Source organism: Paenibacillus sp. XY044 (genome assembly GCF_002257645.1).
Taxonomy (GTDB): Bacteria; Bacillota; Bacilli; order Paenibacillales; family Paenibacillaceae; genus Paenibacillus_AQ.
The window spans coordinates 129,866-155,012 of sequence record NZ_NQMO01000009.1; the positions used below are offsets into that span (position 1 = coordinate 129,866).

At 50.7% G+C, this 25,147-nt stretch carries 23 protein-coding genes and 2 pseudogenes; 13 read left to right on the top strand and 12 right to left on the bottom strand.

From position 1 onward, the window contains the following. Positions 1–52: 52 nt before the first annotated feature. The 3 genes from CJP46_RS28760 to CJP46_RS28770 form a co-directional block, all read right to left on the bottom strand. A complete protein-coding gene (locus CJP46_RS28760) occupies positions 53–2,854 on the bottom strand; it encodes a glycoside hydrolase family 2 TIM barrel-domain containing protein (RefSeq protein ID WP_094599070.1) in 2,802 nt (933 codons plus the stop codon). Positions 2,855–3,313: 459 nt separating this feature from the next. Further along, positions 3,314–4,249, bottom strand: a complete 936-nt coding sequence (locus CJP46_RS28765; RefSeq protein WP_256992579.1) for an NAD(P)-dependent oxidoreductase — start codon at positions 4,247–4,249, stop codon at positions 3,314–3,316. 112 nt (positions 4,250–4,361) lie between these two features. Further along, on the bottom strand, positions 4,362–4,727 hold the full coding sequence (locus CJP46_RS28770; RefSeq protein WP_094599071.1) for a MerR family transcriptional regulator: 366 nt from the start codon (positions 4,725–4,727) through the stop codon (positions 4,362–4,364). A gap of 197 nt (positions 4,728–4,924) precedes the next feature. On the opposite strand from CJP46_RS28770, the gene CJP46_RS28775 reads away from it, so the two are divergent. The 4 genes from CJP46_RS28775 (at position 4,925) to CJP46_RS28790 (ending at position 8,942) form a co-directional block, all read left to right on the top strand. Beyond that, entirely contained in the window at positions 4,925–6,271 is a 1,347-nt protein-coding gene (locus CJP46_RS28775) for a cytochrome ubiquinol oxidase subunit I (RefSeq protein ID WP_094599072.1), read from the top strand. Beyond that, on the top strand, positions 6,268–7,290 hold the full coding sequence (locus CJP46_RS28780; RefSeq protein ID WP_094599073.1) for a cytochrome d ubiquinol oxidase subunit II: 1,023 nt from the start codon (positions 6,268–6,270) through the stop codon (positions 7,288–7,290). The genes CJP46_RS28775 and CJP46_RS28780 overlap by 4 nt, the downstream gene beginning before the upstream one ends. Before the next feature lie 161 nt (positions 7,291–7,451). Continuing rightward, entirely contained in the window at positions 7,452–8,078 is a 627-nt protein-coding gene (locus CJP46_RS28785) for a hypothetical protein (RefSeq protein WP_094599074.1), read from the top strand. A 159-nt stretch (positions 8,079–8,237) separates the two neighbouring features. Beyond that, complete coding sequence (locus tag CJP46_RS28790) at positions 8,238–8,942, top strand: DUF421 domain-containing protein (protein WP_094599075.1); 705 nt, start codon at positions 8,238–8,240, stop codon at positions 8,940–8,942. Positions 8,943–9,045: 103 nt separating this feature from the next. On the opposite strand, the pseudogene CJP46_RS28795 reads toward CJP46_RS28790, so the two are convergent. The 5 genes and pseudogenes from CJP46_RS28795 to CJP46_RS28815 form a co-directional block, all read right to left on the bottom strand. Beyond that, positions 9,046–9,165: pseudogene (locus CJP46_RS28795) on the bottom strand (N-acetylmannosamine-6-phosphate 2-epimerase); the annotation flags it as partial. A gap of 46 nt (positions 9,166–9,211) precedes the next feature. Next, entirely contained in the window at positions 9,212–10,165 is a 954-nt protein-coding gene (locus CJP46_RS28800) for a D-2-hydroxyacid dehydrogenase family protein (RefSeq protein ID WP_218831062.1), read from the bottom strand. A 146-nt stretch (positions 10,166–10,311) separates the two neighbouring features. Beyond that, entirely contained in the window at positions 10,312–10,722 is a 411-nt protein-coding gene (locus CJP46_RS28805) for a Rieske (2Fe-2S) protein (protein WP_094599077.1), read from the bottom strand. A gap of 16 nt (positions 10,723–10,738) precedes the next feature. Beyond that, the gene (locus CJP46_RS28810; protein WP_094599078.1) at positions 10,739–11,827 is read right to left on the bottom strand and encodes an amidohydrolase family protein; all 1,089 of its coding nucleotides are present in this window, start codon (positions 11,825–11,827) and stop codon (positions 10,739–10,741) included. Between the two features lie 721 nt (positions 11,828–12,548). After that, positions 12,549–13,331 (bottom strand): class I SAM-dependent methyltransferase, encoded by a 783-nt coding sequence (locus CJP46_RS28815; RefSeq protein ID WP_094599214.1) that lies wholly within the window; start codon positions 13,329–13,331, stop codon positions 12,549–12,551. 303 nt (positions 13,332–13,634) lie between these two features. On the opposite strand from CJP46_RS28815, the gene CJP46_RS28820 reads away from it, so the two are divergent. The 4 genes from CJP46_RS28820 to sigJ all read left to right on the top strand — a co-directional run bounded on the left by CJP46_RS28820 (position 13,635) and on the right by sigJ (position 16,967). Beyond that, positions 13,635–14,024, top strand: coding sequence for a DoxX family protein (locus CJP46_RS28820; RefSeq protein WP_094599079.1), 390 nt, complete (start codon positions 13,635–13,637; stop codon positions 14,022–14,024). Between the two features lie 254 nt (positions 14,025–14,278). Continuing rightward, positions 14,279–14,971 carry a nucleoside/nucleotide kinase family protein gene (locus CJP46_RS28825; RefSeq protein WP_094599080.1) on the top strand — a complete coding sequence of 231 codons (693 nt, stop codon included), beginning with the start codon at positions 14,279–14,281 and terminating at the stop codon, positions 14,969–14,971. A 299-nt stretch (positions 14,972–15,270) separates the two neighbouring features. Further along, complete coding sequence (locus tag CJP46_RS28830) at positions 15,271–15,936, top strand: NAD(P)H-dependent oxidoreductase (RefSeq protein ID WP_094599081.1); 666 nt, start codon at positions 15,271–15,273, stop codon at positions 15,934–15,936. 167 nt (positions 15,937–16,103) lie between these two features. After that, positions 16,104–16,967 (top strand): RNA polymerase sigma factor SigJ, encoded by an 864-nt coding sequence (gene sigJ, locus CJP46_RS28835; protein ID WP_094599082.1) that lies wholly within the window; start codon positions 16,104–16,106, stop codon positions 16,965–16,967. Between the two features lie 83 nt (positions 16,968–17,050). Here the strand turns inward: sigJ and CJP46_RS28840 are convergent, their stop codons facing one another. Next, the gene (locus tag CJP46_RS28840) at positions 17,051–17,512 is read right to left on the bottom strand and encodes a DinB family protein (RefSeq protein ID WP_094599083.1); all 462 of its coding nucleotides are present in this window, start codon (positions 17,510–17,512) and stop codon (positions 17,051–17,053) included. A gap of 376 nt (positions 17,513–17,888) precedes the next feature. Here CJP46_RS28840 and CJP46_RS28845 point away from each other — a divergent pair, with 376 nt between their 5' ends. Together CJP46_RS28845 and CJP46_RS36895 are read left to right on the top strand one after the other, a co-directional pair. Beyond that, positions 17,889–20,540, top strand: a complete 2,652-nt coding sequence (locus CJP46_RS28845; RefSeq protein WP_179281372.1) for a DUF4855 domain-containing protein — start codon at positions 17,889–17,891, stop codon at positions 20,538–20,540. Between the two features lie 253 nt (positions 20,541–20,793). Beyond that, complete coding sequence (locus CJP46_RS36895) at positions 20,794–20,904, top strand: YjcZ family sporulation protein (RefSeq protein ID WP_218831063.1); 111 nt, start codon at positions 20,794–20,796, stop codon at positions 20,902–20,904. Positions 20,905–21,005: 101 nt separating this feature from the next. Here the strand turns inward: CJP46_RS36895 and CJP46_RS36900 are convergent, their stop codons facing one another. Next, positions 21,006–21,134 carry a hypothetical protein gene (locus CJP46_RS36900; protein ID WP_218831064.1) on the bottom strand — a complete coding sequence of 43 codons (129 nt, stop codon included), beginning with the start codon at positions 21,132–21,134 and terminating at the stop codon, positions 21,006–21,008. 298 nt (positions 21,135–21,432) lie between these two features. Further along, positions 21,433–21,531 (bottom strand): hypothetical protein, encoded by a 99-nt coding sequence (locus CJP46_RS37670; RefSeq protein WP_373558052.1) that lies wholly within the window; start codon positions 21,529–21,531, stop codon positions 21,433–21,435. 102 nt (positions 21,532–21,633) lie between these two features. Here CJP46_RS37670 and CJP46_RS28855 point away from each other — a divergent pair. The 3 genes and pseudogenes from CJP46_RS28855 to CJP46_RS28865 all read left to right on the top strand — a co-directional run. Further along, positions 21,634–21,988, top strand: a pseudogene (locus CJP46_RS28855) (DUF2935 domain-containing protein); the annotation flags it as partial. A 431-nt stretch (positions 21,989–22,419) separates the two neighbouring features. Further along, the gene (locus CJP46_RS28860) at positions 22,420–22,965 is read left to right on the top strand and encodes a copper resistance CopC family protein (RefSeq protein ID WP_094599084.1); all 546 of its coding nucleotides are present in this window, start codon (positions 22,420–22,422) and stop codon (positions 22,963–22,965) included. Continuing rightward, a complete protein-coding gene (locus CJP46_RS28865) occupies positions 22,965–24,035 on the top strand; it encodes a copper resistance D family protein (protein ID WP_094599085.1) in 1,071 nt (356 codons plus the stop codon). Before CJP46_RS28860 ends, CJP46_RS28865 begins: the two co-directional genes overlap by 1 nt. 211 nt (positions 24,036–24,246) lie before the next feature. On the opposite strand, the gene CJP46_RS28870 is transcribed toward CJP46_RS28865, so the two are convergent. Beyond that, positions 24,247–25,146: a carbohydrate ABC transporter permease gene (locus tag CJP46_RS28870; protein ID WP_094599086.1), complete on the bottom strand. Its 900-nt coding sequence runs from the start codon at positions 25,144–25,146 to the stop codon at positions 24,247–24,249. Position 25,147 lies beyond the last annotated feature (1 nt).

Sequence of the window (25,147 nt, forward strand, 5' to 3'; positions counted from 1 at the left end):
TCAAGCGCTAGTCCCCGCACCGTTTGATTAAATAATCCGGGAGAGCGAGAACTTATAGTATGGTCTGAAGCTCGGAAGGCGCAAGCTCTACCTGCGGATCAAAGTCATCGGATCGCACATAGTCGATCAGGCTGTGCAGGAACTGCTTGCCTTCCGGCGTACCGGTCACCGCTTCCGTATTCAGCGGACAAACGAGAAGCTTGCCGGCACCGACCCGGCACTCAAACAAGAGGCCAAGCTTATGGTTGCGCTCAAAATTGTCGATCGTCTGTACGATCGGCGACACGGCCCGGGGCAGTTCGTCCAGAATGACCGGGCGCGAGTAGGTGGCGATGCTCCACCAAGGATACGTCGAATGCGATGCGCTTGGAAAATGCCGCAGTGCCGGATGCGAGTGATCGATCAGCAGTCCCATCGTACCGACAGGCACAGGCTTGTTCATACTCTCCGATATCGACCGGAACATCGGGTAGCACCAAAAATCGGTGCAGTACGTGCCGTCTACGGCGGATTTCAAGCGGGCCGGGTCCGGCGTAAGCAGCAGGGACTCCCCCTGCTCAAGACGCGCCAGGACGCCTGGGTCCAGCGCTTTGACCCATTGCACGGCAGATTCTTCGACAGTCACTCCGGACGGATAGAGCCAGAGCGGATAGGTTTTACGGATGTCCGTCCCGGTGATGGCGAGCGTTATGGTGACCTGCGTCATGCGCGCAGTATCCGGAACCACGAAGGAGATATCCCCGAAATCGACGTAGTTGTCGCCTTCCGATATTTCTGCAGTCAGCATTCCTTCTGCCAGGATCGTCCCGCCTTCCGCTACGGCCCAGACCACCTCAGCAGCATTTAGCGGTACGCCGCGGAAATACGCCAGTTCGACGTGCGCGTCGAAACGCTCGCCGGCTGTAAAATTATACTTGTCAAAACGCGCCAGCAGTACGGCATCGGAGCAGAACGTCCGCCACTCCTCCGGAGTCACCAAGCCTTTGCTGTCCATAAAAGCATCCAGCACGCCTACTAGCGCCGTCCCTTGGCCGCTGAAATCCTGCAGATCCAAAAGCTGGAACCCTGCAAGCCGGCGGGACCGGAAAACAGCTTCTAACTCCTCCTTATAGCAGTCCACCGCCAGCTGCCCGGAGTTCCAAAAGTATGCCTCCGCCAAATGGCCGAGCCCTTTGTCCTCCAGCCGTTTCCGGAAGGTTTCGAAATTCCGGGCTTTGAGGGAGCCCGTGTATTTCTCGATCTCGGCAAAATTCGGGAAGGTCGCATACTGCCCGATCTCGTGCGAAACGACCGGGATGCGGGGGATCAATTCTTCCTCTACGGCCGACGCCTGCACGGTCTTCGTCCCGGTGCCGTACTGGATCTGGATGCTGTTCCCTGACCCTTCCTCCGCTCCTTTACCGAAGACGGACGGTTTGATCTGCTCGTCGTAGTCTTTACGGGTGCTTGGCATGTCCGTCTGTATGTGGCCTTGCGGGGCGTCACACATGGCGTAAGATCCGCGGAAGAGACGTTCCCGCGAAAAGCGGACGCCGCAGAAGAAATCCTCCTCAGGAAGAATGTCCGGCACGAACTGGAAGTTGTTTGAGCCTTGCGTATACAAGTGACGGTCATCGAACGCCTTGTAAGCGGCCAGAATCTCACTGAGGCGAGCCTTGCTGCCCCACAGCTCGTTTCCGAGCGACATCATCACAAAAGACGGATGATTGCCGAAGCTATCCAGCATGGAGAACCCTTCCTGAATCAGGTATTCCTGTTCGGCGGCGTTGTGATTCGGATCGGATTCATCGGTGACGGTTCCCCAGAAAGGAAGTTCCGGCTCCATATAGATCCCCAGCAGATCGGCTGCGGTAAAGGCGGCTTCCGGTGGACAGCACGTATGGAAGCGATAGTGGTTGATGCCATACGATTTGGCAACGGTAAGCACCTGCAGCCATTCTTCAACCGTCGTAGGCGCATAACCTGTCAGCGGGAAAATGAGGCCGTCATGCTTTCCGCGCAGAAAGGTCGGGATCCCGTTAATCGTAAATTTATCTCCGTCGGCCTGGAATGTCCGCAACCCGAATACGTTTTCGTTCACATCCAGCAGCGTCCCTTCCTCATCCTCGAGACGAAGGTTCAGCTTGTACAGATAGGGCTCCGACTCGCTCCACAGCTTGGCATCTTCACCGAGCGGGTAATTGACAACGACCTCGCTATCATCGGAAAGAACGAACGTTTGCGCCGCTGGCCGATGCTCGGAATCGCCGTTGAACCCGGTTGCTGTGACGACCAGCTTGTCCGCGGAGATACCTGCGCGGCGCGCTTTGACGGTTACCGACCGGCTTGCAGCATCCGGGTAGACCTGGACATTTTGCAGGTAGCGCTTGCCCGTAAATTGCAGCTCAATCCGTCCGGTGATGCCGTTCCAGTTCGTCTGCGTATCCGGTGATGTGAGATGGCCGCCTTTTGTCGGATAGTCCGTGTTATCGACGCGAATAAGGATCGAATGCGTTCCTGCGGTCAATCCCCCGGCGATCTCATACACATGGGGATTGCTCAGACTGTTGCGTTTGCCCAGTTCCTGACCGTCGATCCAAACGGTTGTCATGCGCGTTCGCTCCAGGTAAAGAAAACAGGGTGATCCAGCGAGTGTAGCGTCCACTTCAAACGTCCGTGAAAACCAGGCAAAACCTTCAAAACGGTACTCGTCCGTAAGCGATCCGATCTCCGCGGCTTTGTTCCGCTCCCCTTTTCGGGCATGGGATGTCGTACCCGGGAGCGCCATCGTATCGGTGAACGGCGTTTGCAGACCGGTCTTCTCTTCGTCCAGCTGAAGCTCCCAAATTCCGGCTAGATTTAATGTAGTAAGCAAATGATAACCTCCTCAAATTGGTTAGGCTGCATGCAGCGCATACATAGAAACAGAAGCTAAATAAGTTGAATTTGAAATAGCCGATAGGGGCAAGTACGTATAATGTCCCTACGATCTCTCTTGTTTTCGGATGTCTTGGTTTTATGAAATCCACGTGAGGCAGAAATCCGAAAGCCAAAGTATATGCTTTCGATGTCAGCTTTCCTTTGGAAAGCTTTTAGACCGCTTCGCTTCTTCGGAATCATTTTACTCCCTTGCTTGCATCCTATTCTTTAGTTCAACTTATATAGTTTTATGTAAGACAAACCTCGTTTTCCGGCCAGCAGAACGGACGAAAACGTGATCTGAAAAATTGAGTAAAGTATACCCTTTGATCTCCATGGAGGTCAATCGGGTTCTGGGATACAGTACAAAAGCCTGAACTCCAAATGGAGTCAGGCTTCGGCAATCGCGAATAGGTCACGTGTTCCGCAGGGCGGATGCTTTGAACGTTTCAATCAGGCTGGTAAAGCTGTCCCCGGCATATCCCATTTCCATTCCCCGCTTGAAAATTTGGAGCACGGCAGCCGGTAAATCCGCATTGATTCCTGCATCTTCGGCTGCATGCACGACATGCTGGACGCTCGCCACGCCCATGGCCAGTCTATCCACGTCGCCGGGATGCAGTCCTTCGTCGAGGCGAGGCGTGTAGAACGCGATGAATCCCGGGAGCGACGACAGGGTCGCTGAAGCATAAGGCAGAAGCTGCGAGGCCGAAATGCCGTTTGCGTTGGCCAGCGCAAGCGCATGCAGGTAACCGATCATGGACGTCCAGAACATGTCCATTTGGATCTGGTAGTACAGCATGGCAAGTCCGGGATCTTCTCCCCGGTAATCGGCGCCGGTCAACACCTCCAGCGTTTCCTTGTAAGCCTCAAAGGCCTCCCTTGGTCCGCTGTAATACGTGTAGGAATCGGATTTGCCGATCCCTGATGGAGGAACCTGCACGCCGCCTGTGACAAGCCGGGCGCCGCGGTCCGCAAGCCAATTCGCCGCCTTTCGGGCGTTCTCCGGTGTGTCCGAGCTTAGATTGACGATCGTTTTCCCTGCCAAATGCTCCGAGACGGGTTCGAGAATGGCGTACATCACATCGTAATCGGTAAGACTGAGTATCGTAAGCTCATTCGCATCTAAAGCGCCGCCCACCGTATCGGCCCGGACGGCTCCTTGCAAGACAAGCTCTTCCACCTTGCCGGGGGTCCGGTTCCACAAGGTCACGGCGTAGCCGCGGTCAAGCAAAACGCGTCCCATCGCTTGTCCCATCGGGCCGAGCCCGATGAGGGTTACTGATTTGGAACGGCCGGCAGCATGCGATTCAACAGTATGACGATTTTCATCCGGAATGCCAGTATTCAATGGTAAAACTCCCTTCATCAATGAGATTAAGCCCATCATAAAGGTTTACACTAGTGTCAATGTCAACACAAAAAAACTGGAGCCTGTTCCCGGCGCTCCAGTCCTGTCATGGCTACACGATATTCCTTTTCCCGTTGGTGAAGGAGATTTGTCTTTCCAGTAATGCTCTTAACCCGTGCAGGGCTTCGATCTGCTCGTTGACCTGCTGCAGCTTCCCCTCATACGTGGCCAGCATCTCCTCGCAATATTCATACTCGTCAGGATCCGCCACTTCCGTTCTGAACAATGCTCTGATCTCTTCGACCGTCAATCCCAGCTTCAGGTACAGCTGAATCGCCTTGACTCGACCGACAGCCGTTTCATCGAAATCGCGGTAATCGTTGTCCAGCCTGTGGGCGGATAAGAGACCTTGATTTTCATAATGACGGATTGATCGGACACTGACATGGGTAATTCGCGACAATTCACTGATTTTCACCCCTGGCTCGCCCCTTCCCTAATCATCTTAACCTGATTATACAGTCTGGGTTCATGAAGCTACAATCTCATGCTCTCCGCCCAAATCCCAGTTCCGGCCGCTTCATCCTGCCTGGAGCTATTTCTCTGCACAGGAATACTTTGGATATTGTTGGATCACAATAAGATGCGACTTTACGCTCAGAACGGAGGCATCTTATGGATAACGTTACGCTGGCACGATCGCTGTTCGGATCGTCCATGGCGTTTCATATCATCTTCGCGACACTCGGGGTAGGCATCCCCTTCATGATTGTGATCGCGGAAATTTTGTACCAGGTAAAAAAGGACAAGGATTACGCCACGCTCGCCAAACGCTGGACGAAGGGACTCGCCATTCTCCTTGGCGTCGCCATCCCGTCCGGGACCCTGGTCGGCGTGATGCTGTCGCTCTTGTGGCCCGGCTTTATGGAAATTGTCGGCCAAGTCATCGCACTCCCCTTTCAGATCGAGATCTGGGCCTTTTTCCTCGAGGCGCTGTTCATGTCCATCTATGTCTACGCGGCAGACAGGCTTCCGGCATCCCTGCGGATTCTCAGCGTCATCTTCGTTGCGATCGGATCGAGCATGTCGGCCGTGCTCATTACCGACGCCCACGCCTGGATGAATACGCCCAGCGGCTTCCGGATGGAAAACGGCCGGGTGTTTGACGTCCATCCATGGACGGCCGTGTTCAACCCGAGCCTGCCGACTACGGCGATGCATGTTCTGCTCTCGGCTTATATGACCGGCGCCTTTGCGGTCGCTTCGGTAGCCGCCTATAAACTGCTAAAGCGCGGATCGCCGGAACGTGAGCGGGCCTATCACCAAAAGAGCTTGTTTCTAGGATTGCTCATCGGCGGCATCATTTCGCTGATGACGGCGCTAAGCGGCCACGAAACCGCGCAAATGCTGCATGCGCATCAGCCAGAGAAGCTGGCGGCCGCCGAGGGGCTGTTCGAAACCCAAAGCCATGCCCCGCTCGCGATCGGCGGCGTGACCGATAAAGAAACCCGCAGCATTAAGGGCGCCATCGAAATTCCATGGGCGCTCAGCTTCCTGGCGGGCAACCGGTTCGATACGGTCGTGAAGGGGCTGAATGATTTTCCGGAGGACCAGTGGCCGCCGCTGATTATTCATACGCTGTTCAACGTCATGGTCGGCATCGGCACGCTGCTCATTCTCGTATCGGCCTTTACGGTCGGGCTGCGTCTGCTTACCAAGCGCCCCTATCCAAGGTGGCTGCTGTCCGCCCTGCTGCTGGCCGGTCCGCTGTCCATGATCGGCATTGAAACAGGCTGGGTGTTCAGCTGTACGGGGCGTCAGCCATGGACGATCTATCATCTGCAGACGACGGCGTCGGCCGCAACGAAAGCGCAGCATCTGGGCTCGCTGTTTGTGCTATTCCTTGGACTGTATGCCTTTCTGCTCATCGTCACGGCGGTGGTCATGTACTACTACTTCAAGCGGCATCCGGTCACCTTCGACGGGTTGGAAGGCGTAAACGGAGAAGGGAGAAGCCTATGAGCGACACGCAGCTTGCGATTACCATTCTCTGGTGCTTTATTTTCATTTATTCGATCGCGGGTTCCATCGACTTCGGCGCCGGCTTCTGGTCCATGGTGTTCAGCAGACGGAATCCGCAAGCGGCCGACATCGCGAATCGTTTCCTGTCTCCATCCTGGGAAGTGACCAACGTCTTCCTCGTGCTGCTCGTGGTCGCGCTTGTCGGCTTTTTTCCCCGGGCCGCCTTTGTCCTGGGCACGCTTCTGCTCGTGCCGGTGAGCCTGGTACTCGTTCTGCTGCTGTTTCGGAGCGCGTTCATCGTCTATTCGTATTCCGTGCAGAAGCATGAACTGGCGCTTCGGATCGTGTCGGGCGTCACTGGACTGCTGATCCCCGGGCTGCTCGTCAGCGTGCTGCCGATTTCGCTCGGCGGATTTATTCACATGAAGCAGGGCTTCCCCCAGCTCGAGTTCGGTAAGCTGCTGCTCAGCGCGACGCTGTACGCCCACGTCGGCTTCGGCATTCTGACCGAGCTGTTCCTGTCCGCTTTGTTCCTGTCCGATTACGGCCGGGAAGCCGGTGACGAACAGGTCTCGCAGCAATACCGCTCGATCGCGGTCGTTCTGGGTCCGCTGGCCCTGGCGATGGCTGTCCTGGCGACGTTCACGATGGTTCCGGAGGCGTTATGGATCGTCGCCCGAATGCAGAAGCAGTCGGTGTGGTTCATGCTGTCGGTCGTCGCTTTCGCCATCGGTTATGGTGCACTGTGGATCCGCAGGAAAAACGGCAGGAAAGGCCGGTTGCGTCTGGCCGTCGTCGCCGTGATTCTGCAGTTCGCCCTGGCCAGCTACGCATACGGGAGGGCGCATCTCCCCTACATCGTCCATCCCGACCTGACCGTGGAGGCCGGTTTTACGAACCACTCGATGTTCGTTTCGCTCCTCTGGGGGTACGGCTTCGGCACCGTGATCCTGCTGCCGGTGTTTATTCTGTTCTGGTGGCTATTTTTAAAGGACAAGCGGTATTTGCGGACAAAATAATACGATCTACAGAATGGCATCTACCGAATATGCCAACGTTATGATGCCGGAAAAATAATGACAACTGTCACGTCAAAGTCATGACAACCGTGAATTTCGAGGATTAGGTCCTTTTGATAAGATGAAATCAGAAAAATAATAAAAATTCGGAGGAGTTATTTATGAAACAACATTCTAACACCATTCCTGGTTCCGCCATCCGGGGAACCGCAAGCGGCGTTTTCTTTATGGCCTTTTTCGGGACGTTATGGGCATATACCGGAATCATGGGATTGCAGGAATTCGCAGCTCCTTTGTGGTTAGCCTCAGCCGTTGCCATCGGGGTTGTACTCATCATCGGCGGAGCCTCGCTGGTCCGTGCGTCGCGAGGGATCAAGGAACAAAATGAGATCATTGATGCAAGTACGGCAAGGAAGGGAAAACGGATCGCGGTCCGGTTTAATATCGTCTTTGCGGCGGAGGCAGCCGCGATAGCCGTTGCGATTGCCGTTTGCAATGCCACCGGCCACACGGCATTGATCCCTATCGTCATCGCTCTTATTGTCGGGATTCACTTTTATCCGTTGGCCTCTTTGTTCCGGGTCAAATTTTATCATCTTACAGGTACATTACTCTGCTTGCTCGCGCTCGCAACGCTGCTGTTCCTGCCCGTGGAGGCCAGCTTAGGTGCGCATCACATCAATACCTATATGTCTGTTGTCGGCCTTGGATCCGCCCTGATCTTGTGGGGAACCGGCACAGCAGTATGGTTCATGGGAAAAAGATTGCTGATGATGAGCAGACTATAACTACATCCATAATGGACGGCGTATATCAAAGAACCGGCGAAAGCCGGTTCTTTCGTGCTGACGTTCCCTCTTTAAATATCCGAACAAGTAGATCTCGAGCCCAATATGGGCATACATAGAATGTAACCAAAAATAGAAAAGCGCAATGAGGTTGATGACATGCAGGAAGTCCATTTGGGGCTCGTAACCCTCAAACTGATCGTCGGATTCTTTTTATTGTTCCTGACCGTAAGATTTGCCGGAAGAAAAATCATTAAGCAAATTACGCCTTTCACCTTTATCGCCTCCATCGTGTTTGGGGAGCTGCTCGGAAATGCCTTGTATGAATCGGACATCGGGCTGGCTTATATCGCTTATGCCATCTGCTTATGGGGAGTGCTGCTTGTCGTCATCGAATATCTGGGGCAAAAATCGCTGTTTTTCCGGGGGGTGTTTGAAGGCAAACCGTCCGCCTTGATCAAAAACGGCGTCGTGGATCTCAAGGCGTTGAAGAACAACCGGATGAATTTAAACCAGCTGCAAAGCTTGCTCCGCCAAAGCGAAACCTTTTCGATCCGGGAAGTCGCATTCTGCTACTTGGAAGCAGACGGCTCCCTCAGCATTTTAAAAAAGCCCCGGTATCAGAAAACGATCCGGGAAGATTTTAAGCTTCCGGACCATGCCGTGTACATTCCTGTAACGCTCATCCGCGACGGAAAGGTACTATGGGATGAGATCAAGGATCTTGGATTTGACGAATCCTGGTTGAGAAAGCAGTTGGAATCGCATCACGTAACCGATTATAAAGCCGTTCTGATTGCCGAATGGCTGGAAGGCGACGGCATTTTCGTTCAGACATATACCAAAGACCAGACCGGGAAGTAAAACCAGGCGCAGCTGATCCAATGTTCTTGCGGTAGGCAATAGAAGAAAAAAAACAGCCAGGCGGTTCTCCGCCTGGCTGCTGGTGCTGCTGATCAATAAGCGATCATTTCACGGATGCCTGTACAAATCTCGATGTAATTTCCTTTGGTCTCGTAATGGCACCGCCCACGACGGCCGCGTATGCTCCCAGTTCGAGACAGCGGCTGAACATGCTTGGCCGCAGTGCGGGCGAAAGCGCTTATCTCTCTGGCCCTATGTCCCTGCTCCTTCTACCCGAGCACATTCACGGGCGAGCCTTTCAGGAACGCATCGATCGCCTCGACGATGCCGCGGAAGAAGGCGCGGTAGGACGCCTGCGTTACGTAACCGATATGCGGCGTGGCCAGCACGTTCGGCAACGTGCGGAGCGGGTCGTCCGCAGGCAGCGGCTCCTGCTCGAAGACGTCTAAGCCGGCTCCTGCGATTCTGCCGCTGCGCAAAGCCTCGATCAGCGCATCCCGGTCGACGATAGGCGCCCGCGAGGTGTTGATGAGGTATGCGGACGGACGCATGAGCCCGAGTTCCCGCGCGCCGATCAGTCCTCTCGTCCGGTCCCCGAGAACGAGATGAATGGAGACGAAGTCGCTGCTCTCCAGCAGCTCTTCCTTCGACGATGCGAGCTTCACGCCGGCGGCGGCGGCTTTGTCGGCGGTCAAGTTTTGGCTCCAGGCCGCGACTTCCATGCCGAAGGCTTGCCCGATACGCGCGACGTTGCTCCCGATATGTCCGAGGCCGAGCAGGCCTAACCGCTTGCCGATCAGGTCGACGCCGATTGTGCTCTGCCAAGATCCGCCGCTGCGCAGCGCTTCGTTCTCCTGCACCAGCCTTCTCGCGAGCCCAAGAATGAGCGCCCAGGTCAGCTCCGTCGTTCCTTCGCCGCCTCCCCGTGTTCCGCATACGACGACGCCTCGTTCCGCAGCCGCGGCCAGATCGACCGAGGCGTTGCGCATGCCCGTCGTGACCAGCAGCTTCAGGCTCGGCAAACGCCGAAACAGCGATTCCCGGAATGGCGTCCGCTCCCTCATAATGACGACGATCTCACAATCTTCGATCGCGGCGGCCAGCTTCTCCTCGTCATCGAAATGATTATCGAATACGCGGAGCTCGATGCGCTCCGCCACGGCCGACCAATCCGCCATCGATAAGGCGATCTGTTGATAATCGTCCAGTACTGCGCATTTCATTTCCGTCATTTCCCCTTCCCGAGCAAATATGGACCCATCATCGCATACGGCCGTTGGTTTGCCAAGCTTCCCGGCGGACGAACCCGTCGGAATGGACCACCGCTGCGTCCACGACATTCGGCCCGGGTTCGAAGCATTCATCCCCATTAAATATAGACGACGACCTTCGCATCCTCGATCTTAACCTCGTAGGTTTCAACGGAAGGGCTCTCTTCCTCGGCGTCCTCCTCTTCGACGGCGACCTTGTAGGTCTTCACCAGACATTTATGCGGATCAAAGATCGACTTGCCGTTCGTAATGTCGAACTCCCAGCCGTGCCACGGACACCGTAAAATCTCGCCGTCCCGTCCGTATAGATATTGTCCGGGCGCGGACGGCAGGGTCATCCCGGTCACCCGGCCCATACACAGCGGAGCGCCTTGATGCGGGCAGGCGTTCTTTAAGGCATAATAACTGCCATTTACGTTAAACACGCCGACGGAGCGCCCTTCGACCGTCACGATCTTGTTGTTGCCTGGAGGCAGATCCGCCGCGGCTCCGATCACATGTCTTCCCATCTCTCACGCTTCCCCCCTATAGATTATACAATTCGCGGGCATTTTCGAAGAAAATCCGCCGGTGCATCTCTTCAGGCAGCTTCGGAAAGGTCTGCGTAGGCGAATCGAAATCCCAGTGCGGATAATCGCTTGCGAACATCAGAATGTGCTTCGCGTCCATCATGTCCAGCATCTGAAGCAGCTCGCGGTCATCATCGGGCCGCTCCAGCGGTTGGGAAGAGATCCGGACGTGATCCCGCAGGTAATCGCTCGGACGGCGTTTCATCCACGGTACCTCGTACCGCAGCGCCTTGTATTCTGCGTTGAGGCGCCACATCAACCCGGGCAGCCAAGCGACGCCGCCCTCGGTCAGCACGATCTTAAAATTCGGGAAGCGCTCAAACACGCCTTCCGTGAGGAAGCTTACGAGATGGGCTTGAAAGCCAAGGGATAGACAAGTGTGCCATTCGATGTAGTGCGTGGGATAACCGGGAGAAGGCTGGATGTTGATGCCCATTCCGTCCGTGCCCGGGTGGATGGCGAAGGGGAGGCCGTGGCGTTCGCATGCCTCGTAGATGGGGTAGTACTGCCGCTGTCCGAATGGGGCCCTAGCACCGGAATCGGTCATGACCTGGACGAAATGCGGGTGTCCGGCCCATCGCTCGATTTCCCGGGCGGCGGCCTGAGGGTCCTGATGGTTGACCGTAATCGACCCTTTGAACACGCCGTCATGGTTGTACTTGCCGAGCCAGGTATCGGCCAGCCAATCGTTGAACGCGGCAGCGATCGCGGTTCCGAAATCGGGGTCGGGCTGCAAATTGCAGAAGGCGCGCGGCAGCAAAATCGCATACGCGTGGCCGTATTTATCGATAAGCTGCTCCCTCAGAAAATCAGGATCGGAGCCCGTTGGGCCGCCCCCTGGGGGCGTGGCGTCCAGACGCGCGCCGTGAACCGGATTGCCGAAGAAACCGCGCGATCCTCCGTGATAACGGTCCTTCCATGGCTGGGACATGTAAGACCGGATTTCGTCCGTGTTTCTGGGCGACGGATGAACGTCGCAGTCGATAATGCCATACGTCCTGCCGCCTCTCGCCTTTTTCGTTTCGGTTTGTACCTGCTGCTCCATTACTTCCTCAACCTCCTTAACGTAGTCGGCTTTCTGCAAGCGCATACATAAACAAACGGCAATTCCGCCAGCCTTTTTGCATGACCCTTCCGTGCTGCGGCGTATTCTTCTGAAACCAATTAACGCTGCGTTGTCAGCGGTAATAACGATCTGATTCATTTTATGTGCTCTATTAAATCATTTATCCGTTTTTTCCCCATTTCCTGCCTGTGGGGGAAAATGTCTTCATTCGAACGATGACGGATCACGGAATCTGCCGACAAATCTGTACCCAACATCCAAACGGTACAATGAGTATTCCTGCATGCGAAGATATTGCCGATGTACCATCGTTACCCCTTAGATGAATCAGATTCTTTTTTCCTTATTAAATTAATCTTTCTAACGATAACTGCGGTACAAACGGATAAGACACTTGCTAAGTACAAAAGAGCGTATGCAACAGCCGCATAATAGGTCAGTTCAGCATCAATATCAGAGCTTGTAAGAAGTAAAATAACGATCAGTCCCACAACAAACACTGTTGCTCCAAGCAGAACATTTTGAAAGACTTCTTTCAGATCAACGACCTCCTCGGAATCCCCGCCTTAAAGTTCCGCATCAAGTTTTCGGCCGTCACCGGGTTCCCGGTTTCTAGCGGGAAGCGGACGTGACGGCCCGACCAATCCGTTTACGATACGGCGACATGTTGACAGCTATACAGTTGCGGGTGCCCGCCTGCTTACTCCGGCCGGATGGCCTGAATATAGACGGATTCGCCTGAAAAGCTTGATAACCTGCCCTCTTCATCGGTATAAATCGAGAAAAACCGGCGTACGTCTTCTTCAGACTGCAGCATCTTGTTCTCCAAGGCATCTCTCTCCGCTTGCGGAAGCCCCGCCCGCTCGCACCAATCCTGGAACCGGAACCGTTTTGGAAAACAGACGGCCATCTCGATGCGGAAGCCGGTGCTTTCGAGTAAATGAATCCACTCCGACTTCTTCCATGCCCGGACATGGCTTCCGTCCCGCAGCTTTTCGATATCATTATAAAATTGATCCAAATAGTCCTGCTCAGGAGCCACATTGTCTATGAGCAGCAGTTTCCCTCCTGGGCTGGCAACCCGCAATGCCTCCGCGGCAAATGCCGGAATATCCGTGAAATGATGCGCTGCGATTCGGCAGGCCACCAGATCGAAGGATTCATCTTTAAAAGGCAGCTGCTCCGCATCTCCCGTGATGTAGCTTACGTTCGTATGTCCATTCCCGTTGATAAAGCGTTCTGCGGCCTCCAGCATTTCACGGGTCAAGTCACAGGCCGTTACATGCCGAACCAGCGGCGCAAGCGCATTGGCTACATGCCCTCCCCCTGTTGCGATATCAAGCACATTCATATTCGCGTTGGCTTTGGCGCATGACACCAGCCAGGCCAGATCTTCGCCTTTGGCATGTATTGCGCTCGTCACGTACTTTTCCGCATTCCGGGAAAACTGCTGCTTTACCTGGTTCTTCATCGACTCATCCATCATAGACTCTCCCCCTTAAATCATAATCAGCATCCGAATCGAATGGTTTGGATAGCCATTCACAGGTTTCACATAGTGAAACAACATATCACTTGTTGGTACGAGATTTAATTTATCATAGTTCCCCCTCATTGTAAATTAGGGTTAATAACGGCCCGGCCAATCTGCCGCAGGAATCGAACCCTTTACAGTTTTCATTTTTTGCATATAATTTAATTAGAATTCTAATTATATTTCGGAAAACCTTTTTTTACCTATATAGTTTGAATTCTAATCACTTGAGACAAAAAGGGAGATAACGAAATGAAAAAATGGATTCCTGTGATCGGGTGGATCGTTGTAGCGGCAACTTCATTGTTTTTTATTCAAAGCGGGTTTCAAAAGCTGGCAGGTACGGAGGAAATGGCCGATATGTTTCAGGAATTAGGCTTTCCGGATTGGTCGAGGTATGCGGTTGGTTTGCTTGAAATGGCGGGCGCGGTCCTGTTAGTTTTCCCGAGATGGACTCACTATGCAGCAGGATTGCTTGCCGTTCTCATGGTCGGTGCAGTTTCTTCCGAAATCATGGCCGGTCAAGGTTTGGGAGCTTTATTACCCGCTCAGTGGCTAATCCTACTGGCTCTGATTGCCGGGATCCGAATCAGACGCATTTTACGATCAAAGCCCAAGCAGGTGGCGGCGAATAGCGAATAACCGAACAGTCCCTGATTTACGTCATAAATAAAATAAAACCGGCACGATTCATGTGCCGGTTTTGCAATCATACCCATTAAAGTGCATTTCCTTAAAAGGCCGTAGATAAATACTAGTCTATAAAAAAATTCAACATAAGTCTATTCCTTTTTTTAGAAACATTGTATGTTAGTTTTGCAACTGAGGAGCCAACGACTGCAACATAGCAACTGGCTGCTCGCATATGCATTACATATGATTCAAGGAGGGAGATCATGTCTATCATACCCGGTGGGTCGAGAAGTGCGGTGATCACTGCCCTTGCCAATGAGATCGCCTCATTACGCTTAGACCATCCGACCAGAGTTGCAGTAGACGGTCGATCTGCTGCAGGAAAGACTACATTATCCGATGAGCTGGCTGAAGCCGTCCGCGAACTTTCTCGCGGAGTTCTCAGGGCTTCCATCGACGACTTTCATTACCCGGGGCATAAATATCGTTCGCAGCGTGGGGAGTGGACTCCGCGTTCTTATTATGATCAAGGATTTGACTATCAATCGTTTGCCCAATTCGTCTTGCAGCCGCTTGGTCCAGGTGGAAACCGAAGATGCCGAACGGCTCTTTGGGATTCATTCCACGATAATGTGATTCCGGAGCAGTGGTATCAGGCAGGAGAAAGAGATATTGCCATTATCGATGGTGTATTTCTGTTCCACCCGGAGCTTGCCGGTCACTGGGATTACGTCATATGGCTTGATATCGATAACGAAACCATGGTCCATCGAGCTCTGCAAAGAGATGTGGCTTGGGTTGGATCGCCCCGGGTCGTTGAAGAGAGATATCGGCGATTTTGGATTCCCGCGCACGAACTCTATGAACAACTTACCTCAGCGCCCTCTCAAGCTCATGCAATTGTCGATAATCGAATCGTCCAAGACCCCAGACTTGTAAGGATATCCAAGCCATAGTGGAATTCTTAACAGAAAAGGTCATAGCCACAATCGGTGGTTGTGACCTTTTTCATTTCCGTTTCTGCTTTTTGTAGACCAGACTCCCCTCCCCTTTCAACTTCTCTGATCCGTCGGTTAAAGACCATTCTTCCGTGCACCACTCCATGCCTCCGGCTTGTCGTAAACTTCCCCGTTTAGCTCACGGGCAGTTTATCCCCCTTCATTCATTTCGAGAAGGTCACATATCTGAACCTTTCATCGTTATATGTGCAAACATATTGGTTTACAAAAAAACGGCAAAGGAAGGTTGATCCCACATGATCACAACGGAGAGTAAGAAAGAAGAGATATTACAAGCATTCCAATTCAGACATGCTTGCCACGTATTTGACATCAACAAAAAAATTTCGAATGAAGACTTTCGCTTTATTTTGGAGGCAGGAAGATTGTCTCCAAGTTCAGTTGGCCTCGAGCCATGGAAGTTTGTCGTGATCCAGGATGCAGCGCTTCGCGAAAAATTACTACCTGTAACAGGCGGTGCCCAGGGACAACTGCCTACGGCCAGCCATTTTGTTGTGATATTGGCCAGACAAGGCTTAAGGCATAATTCGGCTCACGTGATCAAAATGCTGAAAGACATCCATCATATGCCTGACGAGGTGATACAGCGTCTTTCCGGGTTCTATAAAACCTTCGTCGAAACAGAACTCGAAGATAGTGATCGGCTCCTGTTTGAATGGGCAAGCAAACAAACCTATATCGCACTGGCAAACATGATGACAGCCGCGGCTCAAATTGGCATTGATTCCAGTCCGATCGAAGGTTTTGATAAAAAGCAGGTGACCTCTATTTTACAAAACGAGGGAATCATGAACGCCAGCAATTTCGGCGTATCCTGTATGGTCGCTTTCGGATACCGGCAAGAGGATCCCAAACGTCCAAAAGCAAGGCAACGTCTCGATGAGATCGTTGAGTGGCGGTAACCGGATCGTTCTAAGGTTCAGACGACATGTTTCATCATTGAGGGGCTGGGGCTTAGAATGGGGTTTCTAACAGCAGGTGGCTTCCCCTGCTCCTGCCGTACCTTGTTTAATGGCCCAAATTCCTCTAAGGTGGGGATAGAAAATCAGTTACGGAAGGAGCAAGTCGGATGCAGGATCTTTACAAGCAGTACAAGAAGCTGTTATTCAAGCTTGCTTATCAATTGACAGGATCAGTTTCCGATGCAGAAGACGCCGTACAGGATGTTTTCGTTAAGGTGCATCGTGTCCCGCTGGAGCGATTAACGCAGCCCAAGGCCTTTCTGTGCAAAATGGTCACCAATCACTGCAAGGATATGATGAAATCAGCACGACAACAAAGGGAGGAATATTACGGTGAATGGCTTCCAGAGCCTTTTCTCACGTTAAACGACGATCCGATGGAAGCATTGGAAAGGGATGATCTTCTATCTTACGGAATGCTTGTACTGCTTGAGAATCTGACGACCTCCGAGCGTGCCGTATTCGTCCTTCGCGAGGCGCTTGGCTTCAATTACAACGAGATCGCCGAGCTGATGGAAAAAAGCGAAGTGAGCTGCCGCAAAATGTTCAGCCGCGCGAACGCAAAGATGGGACGCATATCCGATGAACCCCCTCAGATCCATCCTGAGAGCCAGGAATGGATCCATGGATTTTTGGGAGCGCTCAAGAAAGGGAACATGAATCAGCTTTTATCGCTGCTGGATCAGGATGTCGTTCTGGTTGCCGACGGTGGCGGTAAAGTGCTTGCTACGGCCAATCCGGTTGTCTCGCATGAACGGGTTGGGCGCTATCTTCTCGGTGGTATGCGTAAAGCATCCATGGTCGGAGAAGGGATGTTCGTCGAAATGGGGCAAGTCAATGGAGAACCTGCCATACTTCTACGTTCGGAAGGCAACACAGTTCATGGAGTGGTGCTCTTTCACTTCGAAGAAGGGAAGATCCGCAACATATATATCGTTCGAAACCCCGACAAGCTTGGGCATATTTTCTAGCGAGGGAAAGGAAAGCATCGGAAATCAAAAAAGCCATAACCACCGATTTGTGGTTATGGCTTTTTTGGTGTGAGCAAAGGATGTTACTGTCCTTGCTCGCGTACGAATGTTATATAATCCACATTGATCGGCTCGGCGCCGGCATTGCGGAGCCTCAAGTTGATTTGCCCCCTGTGATATTGGCCATGCAGCGCGAGATGAGTCAAAATGTCTCGAACGGATGTCCGATACGACCGCCCGAACTGGTTGGTATAGGTAATCACGTCGTCCAGACGTTCATGGGTTAGCTCAGCGAAGTACGCGGCAAAGGCTTCCCTCGTCTCTTCCGCAAGACGCTTACAATAATCCAGACTGTCGTTTGGCCAGAGCGGCAGGTGGTTGCTGTCCAGTCCCTGCAGCCGGGTGAACCAGACCTGCTCCGCGCGAAGGATATGACTAAGCAGCCGGACTGCTTCGGCCTCGGCGTCCCCGACGCCTTCCAGCGCATCCAGTATGCGCCTGTCGGCCCAATAAAGCTGATCGAACATGCTGCGGATCGTTTTCATCTCCCAAACCCCCTCCTTCTAATCATGAGTTCTTCTAATTAAAGTCTTGGTTATTGATAGTTCGTCGCCCTGGACCAATATCCTTTCTGGGACAACCCGTCGTGTATATAAACGAGAACCACCGAAATCCATTCTCCTTGAACTGCCCGCCCCTTCGGGGTTATGAAAATATTGCGAATCAATCAAAAAATGTTGCTTGCCTCGAATGTAAAGCCCCATTTACCATCAATTATACGGAAAGGCTTCCTATGTACTATACCTTTCAGATTGATGGCGGAAAGGGGGTGAGGTGACGATATAAGCTTGATTCGAAGAAGGTGCCAATCAAATTTCGATGCGGTTTCTTTATTCAAGAATAGAAAAGGAGCTGAACTTGATGAGTTGGAATAAAAAATGGGCAGCTATCGCAATGGCTGCGGTCATGATGTTATCACTGGTTCCGGCAGTCCAAGCGAGCGAGCTGCTTCCGACTGAGCAAGCCAAAGAAGTTTCCGCAGCGGATGACTCCACGGTACCATCGGGAGGGGAACAGCCGAAGCTTCGTAATCTTGGCCTGGGGCTTCCCTATGAATGGTCCGAAGCGCCGGAAGCGTCGCATCCCGACGACGGGCACAAGCTCACGGATGGAAAGTATGGCCAACTGGATATGAATGACCCGGCATGGGTAGGACATCTTCGCGGCAAAGCACGCGAAGTCGTGTTCGATTTGGGTGAGGAAAAGTCGATCGAAAAGATTACAGCCCATTTTCTTCAGGATTATCCGACCAACTCGATCCTCGTGCCTCTTACCGTATCGATGTACGTTTCGGACGATAAGGAGAATTGGGGACTGCTATCTCATAACGCTACCCAACTGCTCTGGGGAGAAGGACCGCCTAGACAGGAAACCTTCGAATGGAGCGGCAGCCAGGACGGGATCCAAGGCGGGAATGTGGACGGCAAGCTGGCTTATGCCCGTTATGTAAAAGTCATTTTTACGATGCATCCTACGCTATGGGAATACATTGACGAAATCGAAATCATGGGTACGGACGGTAAGGCGGACGGAGCTGTAAAGGTTCCTGCCGAGCACCCTCATTTTTTGGAGCCGGGTGAAGCTACAGGTGGGATCAGAAATCTGAATCTGCTATATAACGGACAATATGCCGATGGCTTGGGGGATTGGACGAAGGAACGGATTATCCCGAACATCAGTTACGTGAATCAGGTCGGTGAGCCTGTCGACTGGCTTTTTGACGGTGTTCTATATCTCGGACTGTCTTCCCCTGCCGGCCGGGATTTCGGTCTTGGGCAGACGAATCTGGAGGACTGGACATGGTATTTGGATAAAACATTTGCGGCCGCAGGAGATATGCAGCAGTTGAATGAGGCGACCAAAGAAATCGGAGTCAAGTTGAACCAACCTGATCATAAAGAAAAGGTAGTGCTCATGATTCCGAATCCAGGGGAATCTTTAAACGATTTTGGCGATGTGAATGGTTCAGGGGAATCGTTAAGCTTCAATGCCTCCGTTGTCGGTAACGAGAAAGCCCTCGAAAACAGGGAAAAAGCGGTTCAATGGTGGCTGGATCAGGTTCGGCAAAGATGGCAGGCCGCGAATTATTCCAACCTGGAGCTTGTCGGCATGTACTGGCTGGAAGAACAAATCAGCACAAGCGATGCGGGGCCCGAATTGGTTAAAGCCGTGAGCGGAAAAATCCACGACATGGATCTGAAGTTTTTCTGGATCCCCCACTCTTTGGCCTACAAAAGCTATTTGTGGAAAGACGTAGGTTTTGATGCCGCCGCGCTTCAACCAAACTATTTCTTTGGCGGCATGGACCAAGACCGTCTGGAAGATGCCGCGGAGACTGCAAAGCTGTACGGGATGTCGAACGAAGTCGAGTTTGATGACCGGATGCTGGAAGACGGCGTATTCCGCGAACGTTATATCGATTACTTGAACAGCGGAGCCGCAACTGGCTTGATGCAAAAGGGATTCAGAGCTTATTACCAGGGAAATAATGCGGTATACAACTTGGCGGTGAGCAAAAATCCCGGCTTGCGTCTCATGTATGACTGGCTGTATCAGTATTTGAACGGTACATACGTTATCCATAATAGTCCGCCGCCTGAAGCAGACGTATTTATCAACGGACAAACGTTGGATGGCGATGTAGTCGTACCGGATACTGAAACCGTAAAATTCACATGGGAAGTCAAAGACGATGACGAAAGCGGATTGACGGTGGTAACAGCCACTTTCGACGGCAAGCCCTACACCCCCGGTACGGCGATTGACCTGATGGGGATGCCGGGTAAGCATCAACTGGCCATTACCGTGGCGGCTGCCAAATCCAAGACGACGACTTATACCATCCAAGCGGCGTCGACCGCAGACACCATGAAAGCTCATGTTAACCACTTCGCCGAACAAAAGCAGTTCACGACACCCGGAGCCCCTCGTTCGTTGAACGCACTACTGGACCAAATGAAACGTTTTGAAGGAAAAAATGCGGCGCAGTTTGGTAAATTCCTCAAGGAATTCAATGCGAAACTGGATCAATTGGCTGCGGATCGTATCATTTCGGATACGGCTTATGCTGCACTAAAAGAAGAGGTGTATTACCTTGTCGGTAACCTGGCGGAAAATAAAGACGCAGCCGCTTCTTCCGTTGAAGGTTCCGTTTCGACATTGGCACCGAAATATGCCGTGGATGGATTCTCTTCGACAAGATGGGCGAGCAACTATGTCAATGACAGCTGGTTCCAGGTCGATCTAGGTGAGGCAAAGCCATTTGATACGATCCGAATCGAATGGGAATTCGCCCGCGCCAAAACCTACAAGATTCTCGTTTCCGACGACAAGCAGAACTGGACCAGCGTCATCAAGGACAATAACGGAATCATTACGGCCCATGACGGCAAAGAAACGGTTCGTTTCCAACCCGTTACAGCCAGATACGTTAAATTCCAGGGGATTGAAAGAGCCACAGATTACGGGTATTCCTTTTATGAGTTTGGTGTATATAACCTCGCCCCACTTTGAAGCCATATCCGCTTTGGGAGCAAGAAGACTGCCATTTTCATATGCAGTCTTCTTTTCCATTATCATATTCACTGGTCGATGATCGGCGAACACCTTCGTTGCGTTCCTTTTCCGAAACTATGTCATCTGTGTTCTTGTATCGTATTTATAGACTATGATCACCGTCACAAAATATCTTTACCAGATTGCCCTTACGCAATCATGATGATTTCATATGATATCAATGTACCTTTAAACTAAGGAGGTAAAGAACATGAGCGAGGTTGTCGGAGGAGTAGGTTATGGCGGTTTTGGAACAAGCACGGCAGCTATATTAGTTCTTTTCATTTTGCTCGTTATCATCACGAAATCGTTCTTCTTTTAAGGATATTGGACCCTGCCAAGATTCGGCAGGGTCCAATGAACTGTCTATAAACTTATGTGACGTGCCATCTCCCGGCACTTGTTGATATATTCCTCACCTGCTTACAGTCTGCGGCTCTTCGGGCGCAGCGCCCACGAGGCAAGTGCGAGAATGGCTAAACTAAGCGGACTAAGAATGTGATACGCAACGTAGTCACCCACGAATGTATGAGATGCAGCCGCTCCCGTCATTCCAAAGCAAATGCCGGCATACGCCCATTCCTTGAAGAGATCACCTTTCCTCTAGGCTGAGTTTGTACTTTCGCGGTTGATTCCGCACCGATGGCCATCTTCATGTTGATTCCTCCTCATAATTTTTGATGAAGTGAAGTCATTTCTTGCTTTAAGCTTTCTTAGGACTGTATTCAGTAAAAAAGGACTTCCGAAATGATCGGAGGTCCTTTTTCATTGACGCGGTTACCTAATACATGCTACTTCTGTCCTTTTATCGTTCAGTTTCTTTACGGTATGAGAGAAATGACTTTGAGTTTCAATAAAAAGGGGTATTCTTGCGATAACCAGAGGGAGACATGCTTCTCCTATCTTTAAAAACCTTTGAGAAGTGAGAAAGACTTGTGTAACCCACCATAAAACTGATTTATTCAATTTTTTGTGCATATTGGAACAAGCTAACACCATATATTGTGTTCAGATTTGTACTTTTGTTAGTCGGTCTGGAATCAATCATCACTTGTCTGATCCGTTTGTAGTCCGGTCTTTAGACGAAATCCGTTTCTGGTCACGTATTATGATGGTCACGTATTATGAAGGAACATTCATTATTTCTCCGGTTAGGCTTTAGATGCGAAGATGACACAATTAATAAATGAAGCAAACCACTTTCAATCCCTTGTAAGCTTCCCGGCCAAAACAACTTCCCTTTGTTAGTGGATCACATCAGCAGAGAGGCCAATTATTTTAGAAACCGATTAGACGAACTTAACTCCGGGAGATTGGAACCAGTTCATGATGCAATTATTGATGAGAATGTTTTCTTTTTAAAAATCATGGCTGACCATGCGAAATTCATTGGACATCTGCTGGATTATATATTCCAGCAATAACCCAATCCATTTCAAATGATGTCACTCAGCATCATTCTAGAAGGGAAAATCAAATTGCTTCCAAGGACAATCCAAGCGGAGTCACGTACCGTATTTTTTGCGGACAATCAATATTTATACCCGGTCTATATTTCGTTGGTTTACCGTGGCTGTCTTGCAGAGGATCCGCTCTATTGGGATGGGTTCATCATGATGCCAGACACATCGCTCAATACATAAATAATAGTTTATAGAATGAGAAAATGGTTTAGATAAGCCATTCATCAGCATCATTTACTCTCATTTATATGATCACATATTCAAATGTTCATGAATTTGTTGTCATTAAGTTACTCAATAGCACGGAAACTATTTTAAACTGTTATTGAATTAAGGATTCATATAACTTTTATGAATGAAAGGAGAAGTGAATTTTGCGAAGATTCATGAGTTACATCGTTTTTGGGATACTCGCCTTTATGCTTACGATCCCCTCTATGGCATCGGCACATAGTAAATTGGAGGCATCAAAGCCAAGTGCTAATGAACTCGTAAAAACCGATGTTAAACAGATTGAACTGACTTTCAACACAAATATCGAAGTACTCAGCTCGTTCACGGTTAAAAATTCATCAAATGAGAAATTTCCGATAAACCATTTGAAAGTAAACGATATGGAAATGACGGGTACCTTAGATAAACCCTTGGAAGATGGGGACTACACTGTAGATTGGAAAATTGTCGGTAAAGACGGGCATCCCATTACGGGATCTTATGTTTTTCAAGTTAAAAAGACTGCTGTTGAACAAAATAGTAGTCCCGTAACCGTTCAGCAAGAAAATAATGATCAGGAACATCAGGACGCTCCGGCATCTAAGCCTGTTTATAATCAACATATCGTTAATTATGGAATTGGAGCAGGTATTATTATTGTTGTTATTCTCATATTCTTGTTCATGAAACGGAGAAGACGGGGATAATGTACTGGTTAGGAGAACCTTTTTTATACTTAAGTTATGCCCTGGTTGTAGGCTGGCTTATCATGATTCGAACCGGTGAATCCGATGTCATCGCCCGTGTTCCAAAATGGCTAATCATAGCTTCTGTGGTTGGAGCTGCTGTATTTTCTTTTCTGCCTGTTTTAAGGATCGTCATGTTCTTTTCGGATGATCTCGGATTTCTCCTCACCCTTAAGAGTGTCATGTTTTCTTTCTCCGAAGGAAAGGATTATTGGTGGACATTAGTACTGATGTCGGCACTTCTGCTGCTAATTATATTTGCAGACCCTAGATACAACAAAACCGTCTGGTTATTATGTTTCATCCTAACTGTGCTAGCCATGATTATGATGGCACTATCCAGCCACATCAACGCTTTATATGGATCTATAGGTACCGTATCGCAATTTCTACACTTTTTTTCGGTTACTGTGTGGGCCGGTTCTTTAATTCTAGTCGGCTGGTTCAAACCGAAGGCCTCGTCTTGGCTGAAGTTTTTATCGTGGTTCCATCTTACGGCAGTATTAGCGATGGTCATCATCATTGCGTCAGGATTTTTCCTTACCGTTTCCGTTGCTCCAGAATATATTAATTCCTGGATTCTTCCCTATGGGCAAGCATTATTATTGAAACATTTATTCATGATTCCATTGTTCGTTTTCGCACTTTTCAATGGTTTCCTCATCAAAAGAATATTAAAAAAGAATGCATCCTTTAATCCAAGACCATGGGCAAAGGCAGAATCCGTTATGATCCTCCTCATCTATACGGTTACCGGATTTATGAACCAGCAATCCGCTCCGCATAACGTATCTGAAACGATCAATGAAACTCCTCCATCCAAACTGTTTTTGTGGTTTCACAATCAAGTTACTTCCGGGCTTCATCTGACATGGAAACCGTCTGTAGTCCTTGCACTTGTTCTCGCCATGACTTGTCTGGGCTTCATGTTCCTGCTTTTTCGCAAGCAAAAATCTGCCTATGCGGCGTTAGCAGTAAGCATAATATTCGTAATCATCAGTTATTTAGGTGCCATGTTTTTTGTGGATTGAACAATACGTATGCAGAACAATCAAATATCTCATATCCGGGCACTCGAACCGCCTCCCGTTTGCGCGGGAGCGGTTTTGTTATTCTACGGCTGCCGATTCCCAATACGGAACTGGCATCTTTCATCATATATGAGAAAATACCAAAAGAGCTCAGCAAATGCTGAGCTCTTTTGCGTCCAGATCTTTGACAAAATGTGATTCATCTCAAATTCTACATTTTTAAAGCCCCTTGCGTCATGCCCTGAATGTAATATTTCATGCCAAACGAGAAAATCAGAATTAACGGTACAGAGGAAATGGCGTATGCCGAAAACTGAGTCCCCATATCCGTAATGCCGAATTGCTTCGTAAAGACGGTTAGGCCCACGGCAACGACCTGAAGACTGCTGTCCCTGATCGTCAGCAGCGGCCAAATGTAATCATTGTATACACCAACGGCCTGCATAATGAACAAAGTCGCCAAGATCGGAAGCGAAAGCGGAATGACGATTTGAAAAAATACACGGATTTCCGAGGCTCCATCCATCCGGGCTGCTTCAAACAGCTCGCTGGGTATGCCGGACATGAAGCTCCTGCACAAGAAGGTTCCGAATATTTGCCCGCCGGCTGCACCGGCAATAATGATCACCCAAGGTGTATTCGTAAGTCCCAGGTTATTGTACAGGACGTACGAGGGAATCAGCGTCAGCACACCCGGAATCATCATCATGGCCAGCATCATCATGAACAGCAGTTCCTTGCCGGGAAAGCTTTTTTTCGCGAATATATATCCTGAAATGGAAGAGAGCAGAATGACACATACACTGGCTCCGACCGCATACAAGATGGAATTCACCATATATCGCCAAATACTCGTGAAAGCAGCGCCATAATTATTCCATTTTGCCGGAGAAGGCAGCCCCCAGAAATTGCCGAGAATTTGCGCATTGCTTTTTAAGGAGCTGACGATCATGAACAGAATGGGCACCAGCATCAGGATGACCAGCACGCACAGCAGTACGATGATGGTGATTTGAGGGAAACTGAGAAATTTGATGAGCCAGCCTTCGTTTTTTCTGAGCTTCCTCACGGGGCCAACACTTTCAGCGGCTGTATCCGTTTCGGTATACATG

Coding starts and splice junctions, on each gene's coding strand:
- CJP46_RS28805 (WP_094599077.1), bottom strand. CDS start 10,722: ATGGGAAGACATGTGATCGGAGCCGCGGCGGATCTGCCTCCAGGCAAC.
- CJP46_RS28785 (WP_094599074.1), top strand. CDS start 7,452: ATGAAACAACATTCTAACACCATTCCTGGTTCCGCCATCCGGGGAACC.
- CJP46_RS28800 (WP_218831062.1), bottom strand. CDS start 10,165: ATGAAATGCGCAGTACTGGACGATTATCAACAGATCGCCTTATCGATG.
- CJP46_RS28840 (WP_094599083.1), bottom strand. CDS start 17,512: ATGAAAACGATCCGCAGCATGTTCGATCAGCTTTATTGGGCCGACAGG.
- sigJ (WP_094599082.1), top strand. CDS start 16,104: ATGCAGGATCTTTACAAGCAGTACAAGAAGCTGTTATTCAAGCTTGCT.
- CJP46_RS37670 (WP_373558052.1), bottom strand. CDS start 21,531: ATGGTGGGTTACACAAGTCTTTCTCACTTCTCAAAGGTTTTTAAAGAT.
- CJP46_RS28830 (WP_094599081.1), top strand. CDS start 15,271: ATGATCACAACGGAGAGTAAGAAAGAAGAGATATTACAAGCATTCCAA.
- CJP46_RS28870 (WP_094599086.1), bottom strand. CDS start 25,146: ATGTATACCGAAACGGATACAGCCGCTGAAAGTGTTGGCCCCGTGAGG.
- CJP46_RS36895 (WP_218831063.1), top strand. CDS start 20,794: ATGAGCGAGGTTGTCGGAGGAGTAGGTTATGGCGGTTTTGGAACAAGC.
- CJP46_RS28810 (WP_094599078.1), bottom strand. CDS start 11,827: ATGGAGCAGCAGGTACAAACCGAAACGAAAAAGGCGAGAGGCGGCAGG.
- CJP46_RS28820 (WP_094599079.1), top strand. CDS start 13,635: ATGAAAAAATGGATTCCTGTGATCGGGTGGATCGTTGTAGCGGCAACT.
- CJP46_RS28815 (WP_094599214.1), bottom strand. CDS start 13,331: ATGGATGAGTCGATGAAGAACCAGGTAAAGCAGCAGTTTTCCCGGAAT.
- CJP46_RS28825 (WP_094599080.1), top strand. CDS start 14,279: ATGTCTATCATACCCGGTGGGTCGAGAAGTGCGGTGATCACTGCCCTT.
- CJP46_RS28845 (WP_179281372.1), top strand. CDS start 17,889: ATGAGTTGGAATAAAAAATGGGCAGCTATCGCAATGGCTGCGGTCATG.
- CJP46_RS28775 (WP_094599072.1), top strand. CDS start 4,925: ATGGATAACGTTACGCTGGCACGATCGCTGTTCGGATCGTCCATGGCG.
- CJP46_RS28790 (WP_094599075.1), top strand. CDS start 8,238: ATGCAGGAAGTCCATTTGGGGCTCGTAACCCTCAAACTGATCGTCGGA.
- CJP46_RS28865 (WP_094599085.1), top strand. CDS start 22,965: ATGTACTGGTTAGGAGAACCTTTTTTATACTTAAGTTATGCCCTGGTT.
- CJP46_RS36900 (WP_218831064.1), bottom strand. CDS start 21,134: ATGACGGGAGCGGCTGCATCTCATACATTCGTGGGTGACTACGTTGCG.
- CJP46_RS28780 (WP_094599073.1), top strand. CDS start 6,268: ATGAGCGACACGCAGCTTGCGATTACCATTCTCTGGTGCTTTATTTTC.